Origin of the sequence: Tahibacter soli (genome assembly GCF_025717065.2) — a bacterium.
Taxonomy (GTDB): Bacteria; Pseudomonadota; Gammaproteobacteria; order Xanthomonadales; family Rhodanobacteraceae; genus Tahibacter; species Tahibacter soli.
Genome location: NZ_JAOVZO020000003.1, coordinates 120,164 through 132,841 on the forward strand (window position 1 = coordinate 120,164; position 12,678 = coordinate 132,841).

Below are 12,678 nucleotides of genomic sequence, written 5' to 3' on the forward strand. Positions count from 1 at the left end.
CCTCAATCCATCTCGCGCCCGGCCGGCGGCTTGCGCGTCGACTTGATCGTGACGAAGTACGGATCTTCCGCATCGAGCCGCAGCGCCGTCAGCGCGCCGCCCCAGACGCAGCCGGTGTCGATCGCGTAGATGCCGAGGCCGGCGAAGCGGCCGAGCGTCGACCAGTGCCCGCAGACGATGCGCGTATCGCGCTTGATGCCGCCCGGCACTTCGTACCACGGGTAGAGCCCCGGCGGCTGCGTGCCCGGCGTGCCCTTTTCGGCGAACGCGATGCGGCCGCGCTGATCGCAGTAGCGCAGTCGCGTGAGCACGTTGATGCTCGCGCGCATGCGCTCGATGCCCTTCAGGCGGCCGGACCAGATCGCCGGCTTGTTGCCGAACATCGACTTGAGCAGGCGTCCGTATTCGGGGCCGCGCAGCTGCCGCTCGACCTCGCGCGCGGCGCGCTGCGCCTGCGGCAAGGTCCAGCGCGGCGCGAAACCCGCGTGCACCATGGTGAAGTTGAGGCCCGCGTCGTGATGCAGCAGCGACTGGCCGCGCAGCCACGCGAGCAGCTCGTTGCGGTCCGGCGCGAACAGGATGCTGCGCAGTTCGGGATTGACCTTTTCCTGCTCGGCCTCGGTGCGTTCGGCGACAGCGAGCAGCGACAGGTCGTGGTTGCCGAGCGTCACGACCGTGCCGGCGCCGAGCGTGCGCACGAGGCGCAGCACTTCGAGCGACTGGCCGCCGCGGTTGACGAGGTCGCCACAAAACCACAATGCATCTTTTGCGGGATCGTATTGGATTTTTTCGAGCAGTCGGGCCGTCTCGTCGTAGCAGCCCTGCAGATCGCCGATGGCCCAGGTCGCCATCAATGCAGCGTCCGTGGAATCGACAGCGTGAACTGCGGTATCGCCGCGTCGAACTCGGTGCCGTCCTCGGCGACCATGCGGTAGCTGCCGCGCATCGTGCCGACGCTGGTTTCGAGCACCGCGCCCGACGTGTATTCGTAGTCCTCGCCCGGCCGCATGCGCGGCTGCTCGCCGACGACGCCGTCGCCGGTCACTTCCTGCACCTTGCCGTTGCCGTCGGTGATGATCCAGTGCCGCGACAGCAGCTGCGCGGTGATTTCGCCGAGATTGCGGATCTTGATCGTGTACGCGAAGACGTAGCGGTTGTCGGCCGGTCGCGACTGCTCGTCGAGAAAACGCGCCGCGACCTGCACTTCGATGTCGTAGGGTTGCTTGCTGCTCATGCGGAAATTCTCGGCGACGTGCGTATTTATCGCAACCTCGACGCTTTCGGGTTCACGCCGAAGCCGCCACGACTTTCGCCAGATCCACGAAGCGCTGCGGCGCCAGCTGCTCGGCGCGCGTGCGCGGATCGATGCCCGCGGCGTCGATCTGCGCCGCCGTCGCGACGCCGGAGAGCGCGTTCGACAGCGTCTTGCGGCGTTGTCCGAACGCGTGGCGCACGATGCGCTCGACGAGCGCGGGATCGGCGTCGTGACGCTTGTCCTGCGCCAGCGGCGTCAGGCGTACGACCGCCGAGTCGACCTTCGGCGGCGGGTTGAACGCGCCGGGCGGCACCTTGAACAGCGGCTCGACGCGGCAGTAGAGCTGCAGCATCACCGACAGGCGCCCATACACCTTGTTGCCGGGCGGGGCGGCCATGCGGTCGACCACTTCCTTCTGCAGCATGAAATGCATGTCGGCGATCGCGCCGGCATGGTCGAGACAGTGGAACAGGATCGGACTGGAAATGTTGTACGGCAAGTTGCCGACCACGCGCAGCGTGCCGCCTTGCGCGAGCGCCGTGAAATTCACCGTGAGCACGTCGGCGTGGATGACGCCGAGCGTGCCGATGCCGGCGGCCGCCGCTTCGATGCGCGGAATCAGATCGCGATCGAGTTCGATGACCGTAAGTTCGCCGTGTTCGCGCAGGAGCGGCAGCGTGATCGCGCCTTCGCCGGGACCGATTTCGATCAGCCGGTCGCCGGGTTTCGGCGCGACCGCCTGCACGATGCGGCGGATCAGGCCCGGGTCGTGCAGGAAGTGTTGTCCAAAACGCTTCTTGTGTACATGTTCTCCCGAAGCGTCGTCGGTGGGGGCGAGATGGCGGCGGCTCACGATGAGGGTTCCTGTGGCGGCGCGAGCGGCGAGGCGGCGGCGATTTCCTCGGTCAGCCAGGCGCGGAATCGCTGCACCGACGGCTTCTCGGCATGGGTTTCGGGACAGACGAGGTAGTAGGCGTACAGCGACGGCACGCGCAGCGCGAACGGCGCGATCAGTTCGCCGGAGGCGAGGCGGTGCGCAACGAGCGACGAGCGCGCGAGCACGACGCCCTGGCCTTGCGCCGCGGCGCGCAGCGCGAGTTCGGTATCGTCGAACACCGGGCCGCGGCGCGGTTCGGTCGTGCGCACGCCGGCCGCGCTGAACCAGCGCACCCAGTCGTTCAGGCGCGCGTGCTGCTTGATGCGCACGAGCGGCAGGTCGAGCAGTTGCACCGGTTCGCGCAGGCTTCGCCGGTTGCGGCCGAGCAGCTTCGGACTCACGACCGGAAACAGCTCGTCGTCGAGCAGTTTGTCGCAGCGCAGGCCGGGCCACGGGCCGTTGCCCCAGCGGATCGCCAGATCGACGCCGTCGTTGCGGAAGTCGGCGAGCGCGCTCGTCGATTGCAGATTGAGTTCGATTTCGGGATGCCGCGCGATGAAGCTGCCGAGCCGGCCGACGAGCCAGGCCGACGCGAACGACGGCAGCACGCTGACCGTGAGCATGTGGCCGGCGCTGCGCTCGCGCACGCGCGTGACGGTCGCGGCGAGCTGATCCATGGCCTCGCGTACGCCGATCGCGAGCTGGTGGCCCGCGTCGGTGAGCCACGTGCGCTTGCCTTCGCGTTCGAACAGCTTCAGGCCCAGTTCGTCTTCGAGCGCCTTGATCTGCAGGCTCACGGCGCCGTGCGTCAGATGCAGTTCGGCGGCGGCGCGCGTCCAGTTGAGGTGCCGCGCGGCCGATTCGAAGATGCGCAGCGTGCGCAGCGAGGGTAGATGCTGCCAGGCGCGCATCTGTGAGTTCCATTAACGTTAGCGCCCAGAAAGTATCGATTTCTTGGCTTGTTGTCGAGTCATACCATGCACATGTTGCAGCGCAACCGTTGGCGTGGCTGACATCGCTGCGAGGAGTCCGGTATGAGTCTGTCGTTGATCGTGCGTCTCGTCGTGCTTGCGATGATCTGGGGCGGATCGTTCCTGTTCATGCGCATCGCGGTGCCCGTGTTCGGCACCGGTTTCACCGCCGCGGGCCGTCTGGCGCTCGCCGCCGTCGCGCTGCTCGCGTTCGCGGCGATGCAGGGCGCGCGGCTGAATTTTCGCGCCAACTGGAAGGCGTATCTGTGGATCGGCGCGCTGAGCGCGTCGATTCCGTTCCTGCTGTTCGCGTTCACGGCGCGCTATCTGCCGGCCGGCTACTCGGCGGTGCTGAACGCGACGGTACCGCTCTTCGCGGTGCTGCTCGGCTGGTATCTGCACAAGCAGCGGCCGTCGCTGTCGAAATTCGTCGGCGTCGTCGTCGGCCTCGCGGGCGTCGTGACGATCGCGCGCTTCGGCACGGTCACGCTGACCGCGCTGACGTTCCTGTCGTTCGCCGCGGGCCTCGGCGCCGCGATGCTGTACGCGGTCGGCGCGGCCGAAGTGCGGCGCCTGTTCGCGACGACCGATCCCGTCGTCGTGGCGACCGGCAGCCAGGTCGGCGCGGCCGTTCTGCTGCTGCCGTTCCTGATCGCCGACGCGCCGACGACGGTGCCGGCACTCGCGCCGGCGCTGGCGCTCGCCGCGCTCGGCCTCGTCTGCACCGCGATCGCGTTCGTCATGTATTTCCGCATCCTGCGCGAAGCGGGCCCGGAGCGCGGCACGACGGTGACGTTCATGGTGCCGGTATTCGCGCAGGTCTGGGGCGCGGTGTTCCTGCACGAAGCGGTGACCTGGGCCATCGTGATCGGCCTCGGCCTCGTGCTGTTCGCCGTCGCGCTCGTGTTCGAGAAGGTGAAGCTGCCGCGGCGCAAGAGCGCGGTCGTGCTGCAGGCCGCGATGGCGCCCTGCGCCGAGAAGTGATCAGCGTTTGAGTGAGGCCAGCCGCAGCGCCATGCGCGCTGCGGCGACGAGGCTCGCCGCGTCGGCGGTGCCCTTGCCTGCGAGATCCAGCGCGGTGCCGTGATCGACCGACGTGCGGATGAACGGCAGGCCCAGCGTCACGTTCACCGCCGAGCCGAAGCCCTGGGCCTTGAGCACCGGCAGTCCCTGGTCGTGGTACATCGCGAGCACCGCGTCGCAGCGTTCGAGCTGCTCCGGTACGAACGCGGTATCGGCCGGCAGCGGGCCGATCAGGCGCATGCCCTCCGCGCGTAACGCGTCGAGCGCGGGCTTGATCGTCTCGATTTCCTCGGAGCCGAGATGGCCGCCTTCGCCCGCGTGCGGGTTCAGGCCGCACACCGCGATGCGCGGCTCGTCGATGCCGAACTTGTCGACGAGGTCGGCGTGCACGATCGCGAGCGTGCGCACGAGGCCTTCGCGCGTGATCGCGTCGGCGACGGCGCGCAGCGGCAGGTGCGTCGTGGCGAGCGCGACGCGCAGGCTCGGCGTCGCGAGCATCATGACGACGTCGCTGCCCGCGCGCGCGGCGAAGAATTCGGTGTGGCCGCTGAACGGCACGCCGGCGTCGTTGATGATGCCCTTGTGCACCGGGCCGGTGACGATCGCGTCGAATTCGCCGGCGAGACACCCGTCGGCCGCGCGCGCGAGCGTGTCGAGCACGTAGCCGGCGTTCGCGCGATCGAGCGTGCCCGGGACGACCGGATGCGCGGTGGCGACCGGAATGCAGCGCAGCTCGCCGGGGGCGCGTTCGGCGAGCGGGGCGCCGTCGTACTCGCGGATCGTGAGCGCGAGGCCGCGCGCGGCCGCGGCGGCGTAGAGCAGCGCCGGATCGGCGATCGCGACGAGATCGGCCGCGATATCGCCCGCGGCGAGCTCGGCGACGAGTTCGGGTCCGACGCCGGCCGGCTCGCCGGGCGTGAGCGCGAGGCGGGGCAGGCGTCGGGTCATGCGGTCCGTCAGCCGCCCGAGGCGGCCGGCGCGTCCTTCGGCTTGCCCTCGGCGTCGAAGCCGGCGAGGCGGTACTCGACGTAGGCTTCCGAACGCAGCTGGCGCAGCATGTTGCCGTATTCCTCTTCGGCCTTGCGCTGCTGGATCGCGTCGCGCGCCAGCTGGCGGCGCGCCTCGTCGGTGCGGTCCTGCTCGCGCATGCCGAGGCGCTTGACGAAGTGCCAGCCCACGTTGCTGCGGAACGGTTCGCTGACCTCGCCGTCCTTCAGGCGCGACACGACTTCGGCCACCTGCTGGCCGTACGTGTCGATCGGAAACCAGCCGAGATCGCCGCCGTTGTTCGCACTGGTGGAATCCTGCGAATTCGCCTTGGCGAGCGCGCCGAAATCCTCGCCGCCCTCGACGATGCGACGGCGCAGATCGTTCGCCTTCTTTTCGGCTTCTTCGACGCCGACGACTTCGGTCACGCGGATCATCATGTGCAGTGCATGGAATTCGGTGACGACCTGCTTGGACGACTCGCGCTTGTCGACGAGCTTCAGGATGTGGAAGCCGGCCGGACCGCGCATCGCCGGCGACACCTGCCCCGGCGCCATGCCCTGGATGAGGTCGGCGAACATCGCCGGCACTTCGTCGTAGCGGCGCCAGCCGAGGTCGCCGCCCTGCAGCGCGTCCTGACCGTTGGACGAGCGGATCGCCGCGGCGGCGAAATCGAGGCCGCCGTCGATGTCGGCCTTGACCTTCTCGGCCTTCTCGCGCGCGGCCGCGATCTGTTCGGCGCTCGCGCCCTCGGGCACGTCGATGAGGATGTGCGCCAGGTGCACTTCGCCGGTCTTGAGGCTGTTGCTGGCGAGCAGGATGTCGATTTCGGCGTCGGTCGCCTGGGTCGATTGCGCGACTCGCTGGCGCAGGCGCTGCCCGACGAGGTCGTCGTGCAGGTTGCGGCGGAATTCGTCGTAGGAAATGCCGTCGCGCGCGATCGCGGCGCGCAGCTGGTCGACGTCGAGCTTGTTCTGGCGCGCGATGCCGGCGATCGCCTGGTCGACTTCGACGTCGCCGATGCGCACGCCGGTCTGTTCGGCCTTGGCGACCTGCAGCTTGGTCATGATCAGGCGGTCGAGCACCTGGCGTTCGAGCACCGGCCGCGGCGGCAGCTGCTGCGGATTGCGCTGGTACTGCGCGAGCACCTGGTTGACCGCGCGGTCGAGTTCGCTCTGCAGCACCACGTCTTCGTCGACGACGGCGACGATCTTGTTGAGCGAGTTGGGATCGCCCGACGGCGCCTGGGCGGCGGGCTGCGTCGGCTGCAGGAACTGGGCCTGCGCGGCGCCGGCGAACGACAGAGTCAGGGCAACAGCGAACGCGAGCTTTTTCATCGGCGATCCGTGGGATTGACGCATGCCCGGCGGCGTAGCCGCGGCGGGCGTTGGAATGTGGGTCGAACCAAGAGCCGCCGAGTGTGCACGGCGACCCGTACTGCGGCCTGAACGGCGACGTCCGGGCTCATTGATAGCCAAGAATACCACGGCGCAGGAAGTCGTCGGTTTTCTGGCCGATCGCGCCGATGCCCTTGAATTCGATCTCGAAATAGAGGCCGTTGCTGGCCTTGCCGGTCGCGTCGCGCACGTACTGGCGCGCGAGCACGCGCCAGGCGATGCAGCAGTCTTCGTGCTCGACGCCGATGAGCCCCTCGAACGTGTCGTTGTCGCGCAGCGAGTAGTTCCAGCGGCCGATCAGGCGCCAGCGCTCGTTCAGCGGGATCAGCGCCGACACGTCGGTCTGCTCGAGGAAGTCGCGCCGGTAGCGGTAGCCGAGGTTGAGCACGCCGCGCTCGCCGAAACGGTACTGCAGGCTGCTGGTCGACAGGTCGGTGTGGTCGCCGTTGGGGTTCCATTGGTCGGCGAGCTTGAGGCGCCAGCGGTCGGACAGGTGCAGGTCGAGTTCCGCGACATAGGCCGAGCCTGCGTAGTCGGTCTTCGGCACGCCCGGCATCTGCACGCGCTGGTCGTCGAAATAGCGGATCTGGCCGAAGCTCGCCGACAGGCGCTCGGCGCCGGTCGCGGTTTCGGACAGGCGCGTCGTCACCGCGGCGGTCAGGTTGTTCGCGTCCATCTGGCGGTCGGCGCCGGTGAAGCGGTTCGTCGAGAACAGCTGCGGAAAGTCGAACGACAGCGGCTGCGTGTCGAAGATCGGCAGGTCGTCCTGGTTGCGGTACGGCACGTACAGGTAGAACAGGCGCGGTTCGAGCGTCTGCGTGTACGCGGTGCCGAAGAGGTTGGTGTCGCGTTCGAAGATGAGGCCGGCGTCGACGCTGGTGATCGGCGTCGTGCGCTTGGGCGAATCGTTGCGGTAGCGGAAGCGGTCGGCCGTGTTCTCGACCGTCGACCAGGCGTTCTGCGTGACGTCGTAGCGCGTGTAGCGCACGCCGACTTCGGGTCGCAGGAACCAGGACGCGCCTTCGAGCGGCAGGTTGAGGTACGGGTAGAGGTCCAGGCGCTCGCCGTTCGGCGGGCACAGGATGTTGTCGCCCGACAGCGTCCGGCTGTCCTTGGCGCATTCCTTGTAGAACGAGACGAACTCGCTCTTGATGCCGCCGCGCAGGCCGCCCAGGAGGCCCAGCTCGCCCTCGAACGTGCCGCGCGGCAGGCGCCGGTACGGTTCGAACTGGTCGCCGAGCGACGGATCGGTGATCTGGTAGCGGTCGCCGCCGATGCTCGCGGTCCAGCCGCGGCCGGAGCCGTTGAAGTACGCGTTCGACGGCAAGAGCGCGGTCGACACGGTCGACAGGCTGTCGCCGAAGTCCTCGAAGTAGCGCTTGTCGGAAACGTGGTTGAGGTTGGCGGAAAAATTCCAGTTCGACGCCAACGCGCTGAAGTTGTTGAAGTGGAAATAGCCGCGCTCGCGGTCGGCGTCGCGGTCGTGCGGCATGTAGGTGAATTCGAGCTGCCCGCGATGGCGGTCGGTCAGGTAGCGGAACTCCGCGCCGGCGAGCAGGCCGCGCTGGCCGAGGATGCGCGGATACAGCGTCGCGTCGTAGTTCGGCGCGAGATTGAGGTAGTACGGCAGCGTGAAATCGATGCCGGCGCGGTTGTTGTAGCCGAAGCTCGGGTACAGAAAGCCGCTCTGGCGCTCGTCGCTGATCGGAAAGCGCGCGTACGGCAGCCACAGGATCGGCGTATTGCCGATGCGCAGGGTCACGTCGTGGCCGCGCGCGATGCCTTCGGCCTGGTCGATCGCCATGTCCTTGGCGGTGAAGCGCCAGCGGACGTCGTCCGGATCGCAGGTGGTGAATTCCACTTTCTGCATCGTCGCGTGGTCGGCGTCGATGAGCTTGGCTTCGGCGGCGGTGCCGTTGCCGCGCGAATTGAGCATCTGGTAGCGCACGTCGGTCATCGTCGCCGTGTTCGGCGTCGTGGTGCCCTGGCCCTTGGACGCCGACATCAGGAGACCGGCGTCCTGATAGCGCACGTTGCCTTCGGCGAGCCAGGCGGTGGTTTCGGTCCAGTAGGTCAGGCGGTCGCCCTGCACCTGCTGGTCGACGCGGTTGATCTTCGCCTTGCCTTCGAGCACGTACTTCGTGCGGTCGGCCGACTCGAACCGGTCGGCCTCGAAGTCGGCCGGCGCGGCGTTGCGGTCGCCGGTCGTCGGCAGGCCGGGCGTGTAGAAGTCGAGGAGGGCGTTGGGCTTGCACAGGCTGAAATCGTCGGCCTTGCACTGGATCGCGCGGGCCGGACAACCCGTGCTCGCGGGCGCCGCGGCGAGCGCGCTCGCGCCGTACAGCGACAGCGCGGTGGCCCGGACCAGGTGGCGCAGCATCGGAGAACGCGAAAGATTGCGCGGCACGGGAAGGTCTTCAAGCGGGGATGAGGCGCGTAAGATGCCCGAAAGCGCTGCACTGCGGCAATCGGCATCGCGCCAAGTCGTTGATCGCCCATTAATCGCCGCCATGTAACGGGCAGCAAAAACTCCACGGAGAGCCCATGAACGACAAAGTCGAGAAGACCGATGCGCAATGGCGCGAAGAACTGACGCCCGAGCAATACGCGATCTGCCGCTGTTCGGCGACCGAACGGGCGTTCACCGGCAAATACTGGGACCACCACGACGCCGGCACGTACCTGTGCGCGGCGTGCGGCGCCGAGCTGTTCGGGTCGGACACGAAATACGATTCCGGCAGCGGCTGGCCGAGCTACTACCGGCCGTTCAGGCCCGAGGCCGTCAGCGAGCACGAGGACGCGACGCTCGGCATGCGCCGTGTCGAGGTGCGCTGCGCGCGCTGCGACTCGCATCTGGGGCACGTGTTTCCGGACGGCCCGAAGCCGACCGGTCTGCGCTACTGCATCAATTCGGCGGCGCTCGATTTCAAGGAAGCGTAAGACGCTTCCGCGTCGAACGACGAGGCTCGGCCGCGACGCGTCGTCGCGGCCGATTCGCGAAGATGCGTCGGTGCGTCAGTCGACCGAGTAGCTCTGCAGCTTGACCGGCACGAGATTGCAGCCGGTGCCGGTGATGGTCAGGTCGAACGGACCCGTCGCGGTGTTGAAGCCGTCCACGATGACGAAGTACTGCGTGCCGGCGGTCGCGGCGAACGTGACGGTTTCGGTGACGTTGCCGCCGCCGTCGTCGTCCATCGTGACGCACTGCCCGTCGGCCAGCGACGGCAACTGGGTGCAGGCCGCGCCGGGCGCCGCCAGCACGTACAGCGCCAGATCCCAGCTGGTGCCGGTCGGATCGGCCTGGACGGTCACGTTGCAGTTCTGGTCGGTCACGACGCTGTAGGCCACGTCGAGCGAGCCGCCGGTGCCGCCGAACAGGGTCTGGGTCACGCCGCAGGTGGTCGCGATGTCGTAGTTGTTCGTCGCTCCGACCGTGGTCGACGAAATCGTGAACGGGTTGACCGGGGCCGGAGCCGCCGGCGTGCACAGGTCGCCTTCGACCGGGCCGTTCGGCACCGGCCACGACTTGCTGACGGCCGAATATTGCGCGGCGAGCGCCTGATCGAGCGCGCTGCGCATTTCGGGCGTCGCGGTCGGATAGATCGTCTTGTAGTTTTCGAGGTCCACGGTGTTCTGGGCCAGTGCGGCGGCGCCGGGCAGCAGCGCGATCGTCGTGGCAAGGACCAGGTTCTTCAACGTCATGGCATTCTCCGCGAGGCGTGGGGCGGCGGCCCGCATCGGCACGAATGCCGCGAGCGCTGCCCGTCGAAGGGCGATGGGGGCTCGCCCCTCTCTCCCAGGGGCGAGGCTCGAACTTCGCCTAACCATACGCAGGCGTCAAGATGCCGTGCGATCGTCGGCGACGATCGGCGCGGAAGCGTCGAGGGCGCGGGGTCCGAAAAGCTGCGGCGCCGGACCCGGGGGTCGAGATCCGGCGCCGCTGTTCCCCGCCTGCGCCCGGCTTCGGGGATTGCCGGGCACCTGAGCAGTTACGTCGAACGGCGCTCGAACCTGTCAGTCCATCAGCGCCGCGACGTGCGCCGCGGTCGACTGGCGCAGCGCGGTGAGGCTGTAGCCGCCTTCGAGCGACGAGACGACGCGGCCTTGCGCGTGCCGGCGCGCGACGTCGACGAGGCGCTGCGTGACCCACGCGTAGTCGTCGGCATCGAGGTTGAGGTTGGCGAGCGGATCGAGCCGGTGCGCGTCGAAACCGGCCGAGATCATCACGAGCTGCGGCGCGAACGCGTCGAGCGCCGGCAGCACGACCGTTTCGATCGCCGCGCGGAACTGCGCCGAGCCCGCGCCGGGCGGCAGCGGCGCGTTGACGATGTTGCCCGCACCGGTTTCGCTCTGCGCGCCGGTGCCGGGATACAGCGGCCACTGATGCGTCGACGCGTACATCACGCGCGCGTCGTTCCAGAAAATATCCTGGCTGCCGTTGCCGTGGTGCACGTCGAAGTCGACGATCGCCACGCGCGCGAGGCCCCGCTCGAGCGCGTGTGCCGCGCCGACGGCAACATTGTTGAAAAAGCAAAAGCCCATCGCCTCGTCGCGCGTCGCGTGATGGCCCGGCGGGCGCACCGCGCAGAACGCGCGGTCGTAGCGTCCGTCGACGACGCCGTCGACCGCGGCGACGACCGCGCCGGCCGCGCGCAGCGCCGCTTCGAGCGAGCCGGGCGACATCGCGGTGTCGGGGTCGAGTCGCACTTCGCCGGCGCTCGGCGCGTTGCGGAACACCGTGTCGATCAGCGCCGCGTCGTGTACGCGCGCCAGCGCCTCGCGCGCGACGCGCGGCGCGTCGACGCGGTCGAGCGCGGCGAAGCGGTCGGTGTCGAGCGCTTCGAGCACGGCTTTCAGGCGCAGCGGAGACTCCGGGTGCCCCGCACCGGGCTCGTGCGCGAGGCAGCTCGCGTGCGTGACGAGCGCGAGCGGCATCACGCCTGCGGCTTCTTGCGCCGCTCGTGCTGCCACAGCACCTCGCCGTGGCCGCTGGCGCGCGCGAGCACGCGGGCGATCACGAACAACAGATCGGACAGACGGTTGAGATAGCGCGTCGCCTCGGGGCGCACCGTGTCGTGGCGCGCGAGCGTGACGACGTCGCGCTCGGCGCGGCGGCAGATGGTCCGGGCGAGATGGCACGTGCCGGCCGCGATGCCGCCGCCGGGCAGGATGAAATCCTTGAGCGGCGGCAGGTCGGCGTTGAAGCCGTCGAGCGTGTTCTCCAGGCGCTCGACGTCGGCGTCGAACACCACCGCCATGCCCGGAATGCACAACTCGCCGCCGAGGTCGAACAGGTCGTGCTGCACCTGCGTCAGGCATTCGCGCACGGCGTCGGGTACTTCGTGCGCGAGCAGCATGCCGAGCGCGCTGTTGAGTTCGTCGACCGTGCCGTAGGCGTTGACGCGTGCCGAATCCTTGGCGACGCGCGATCCGTCGCCGAGGCCGGTCGTGCCGTCGTCGCCGGTGCGCGTGTAGATTTTCGAAAGCCGGTTGCCCATGGCGTCCTTTCGCGTGAAAGCGTTCGTGCGCTACATCGCCTCGAAGCGCGAGGCGTTCAAATAGCTTACTTCAAACTGTCCGTTGCGACAGACGACGGCGCTCGCCTGCGCGTGGCCGATGCGCAGCGCGAACGCGCGCGCCGGCGGCAGGCCGAGCGCATGGCACAGGAGCGCGCGTATCGACCCCGCGTGCGCGATCGCCAGCACCACGTCGTCGTCGTTGGTCGACGACAGCAGCGCCGACAGCCACGCGCCGGTGCGCCGTACGACGTCGGCGAAACTCTCGCCGCCGGGCGCTTCCTGGATCACCCAGTTGTCGGCCCAATGGCGGTAGCGCGCCGCGTCGGTGCGTGCGATCTCGTCCCAGTGGCGGCCGTCCCATTCGCCCAGATCGACCTCGCGCAGACGCGGATCGGCGAGCGGCTCGGTCGCGAAGCGCGCGGCGAACACCTGCGCCGACTGCTGCGCGCGGCGCAGGTCGCTCGAAAACAGAAAGCGAGGCACTCGCCCGATCCACTGCGCCGCGAGGCGCTGGATCGCGGTGAATCCGGTCGCCGACAGCGCGACGTCGGTGCAGCCGATGCACAGGCCCGGCGCGGCTTCGACGTCGCCGTGGCGCACGAGGATCAGTTCCATGGGAAGGTTCGTTGCGCAGGATCGGCCGATCATA

13 protein-coding genes are annotated in these 12,678 nt (G+C 68.7%); 2 read left to right on the plus strand and 11 right to left on the minus strand.

What is annotated here, in order from left to right:
* Positions 1-2: 2 nt before the first annotated feature.
* Genes OD750_RS02855 through gcvA form a run of 4 tightly spaced genes read right to left on the minus strand, consistent with a single transcriptional unit; the run spans position 3 to position 3,043 of the window.
* Entirely contained in the window at positions 3-851 is an 849-nt protein-coding gene (locus OD750_RS02855) for a symmetrical bis(5'-nucleosyl)-tetraphosphatase (protein WP_263542706.1), read from the minus strand.
* Positions 851-1,234 (minus strand): Co2+/Mg2+ efflux protein ApaG, encoded by a 384-nt coding sequence (gene apaG, locus OD750_RS02860; RefSeq protein ID WP_263542707.1) that lies wholly within the window; start codon positions 1,232-1,234, stop codon positions 851-853. Before apaG ends, OD750_RS02855 begins: the two co-directional genes overlap by 1 nt.
* A 52-nt stretch (positions 1,235-1,286) precedes the next feature.
* The gene (rsmA, locus tag OD750_RS02865; protein WP_263542708.1) at positions 1,287-2,108 is read right to left on the minus strand and encodes a 16S rRNA (adenine(1518)-N(6)/adenine(1519)-N(6))-dimethyltransferase RsmA; all 822 of its coding nucleotides are present in this window, start codon (positions 2,106-2,108) and stop codon (positions 1,287-1,289) included.
* Complete coding sequence (gcvA, locus tag OD750_RS02870) at positions 2,105-3,043, minus strand: transcriptional regulator GcvA (protein WP_263542709.1); 939 nt, start codon at positions 3,041-3,043, stop codon at positions 2,105-2,107. Before gcvA ends, rsmA begins: the two co-directional genes overlap by 4 nt.
* Before the next feature lie 123 nt (positions 3,044-3,166).
* On the opposite strand from gcvA, the gene OD750_RS02875 reads away from it, so the two are divergent.
* The gene (locus OD750_RS02875) at positions 3,167-4,087 is read left to right on the plus strand and encodes a DMT family transporter (RefSeq protein WP_263542710.1); all 921 of its coding nucleotides are present in this window, start codon (positions 3,167-3,169) and stop codon (positions 4,085-4,087) included.
* Here OD750_RS02875 and pdxA read toward each other — a convergent pair whose 3' ends face one another.
* The 3 genes from pdxA to lptD all read right to left on the minus strand — a co-directional run bounded on the left by pdxA (position 4,088) and on the right by lptD (position 8,890).
* Positions 4,088-5,074 (minus strand): 4-hydroxythreonine-4-phosphate dehydrogenase PdxA, encoded by a 987-nt coding sequence (gene pdxA, locus OD750_RS02880; RefSeq protein ID WP_263542711.1) that lies wholly within the window; start codon positions 5,072-5,074, stop codon positions 4,088-4,090.
* Positions 5,075-5,082: 8 nt separating this feature from the next.
* On the minus strand, positions 5,083-6,450 hold the full coding sequence (locus OD750_RS02885) for a peptidylprolyl isomerase (protein WP_263542712.1): 1,368 nt from the start codon (positions 6,448-6,450) through the stop codon (positions 5,083-5,085).
* 127 nt (positions 6,451-6,577) lie between these two features.
* Positions 6,578-8,890, minus strand: a complete 2,313-nt coding sequence (gene lptD / locus OD750_RS02890) for an LPS assembly protein LptD (RefSeq protein ID WP_263542713.1) — start codon at positions 8,888-8,890, stop codon at positions 6,578-6,580.
* 164 nt (positions 8,891-9,054) lie between these two features.
* Here lptD and msrB point away from each other — a divergent pair, with 164 nt between their 5' ends.
* Positions 9,055-9,450, plus strand: coding sequence for a peptide-methionine (R)-S-oxide reductase MsrB (gene msrB / locus OD750_RS02895; protein ID WP_263542714.1), 396 nt, complete (start codon positions 9,055-9,057; stop codon positions 9,448-9,450).
* A gap of 75 nt (positions 9,451-9,525) precedes the next feature.
* Here the strand turns inward: msrB and OD750_RS02900 are convergent, their stop codons facing one another.
* The 4 genes from OD750_RS02900 to OD750_RS02915 all read right to left on the minus strand — a co-directional run bounded on the left by OD750_RS02900 (position 9,526) and on the right by OD750_RS02915 (position 12,644).
* Positions 9,526-10,212, minus strand: coding sequence for a hypothetical protein (locus OD750_RS02900; protein ID WP_263542715.1), 687 nt, complete (start codon positions 10,210-10,212; stop codon positions 9,526-9,528).
* A gap of 312 nt (positions 10,213-10,524) precedes the next feature.
* Positions 10,525-11,445: a histone deacetylase family protein gene (locus tag OD750_RS02905; RefSeq protein WP_263542982.1), complete on the minus strand. Its 921-nt coding sequence runs from the start codon at positions 11,443-11,445 to the stop codon at positions 10,525-10,527.
* Positions 11,445-12,008 (minus strand): cob(I)yrinic acid a,c-diamide adenosyltransferase, encoded by a 564-nt coding sequence (locus OD750_RS02910; protein WP_263542716.1) that lies wholly within the window; start codon positions 12,006-12,008, stop codon positions 11,445-11,447. The genes OD750_RS02905 and OD750_RS02910 overlap by 1 nt, the downstream gene beginning before the upstream one ends.
* 30 nt (positions 12,009-12,038) lie before the next feature.
* Complete coding sequence (locus OD750_RS02915; protein WP_263542717.1) at positions 12,039-12,644, minus strand: histidine phosphatase family protein; 606 nt, start codon at positions 12,642-12,644, stop codon at positions 12,039-12,041.
* Between the last annotated feature and the right edge of the window lie 34 nt (positions 12,645-12,678).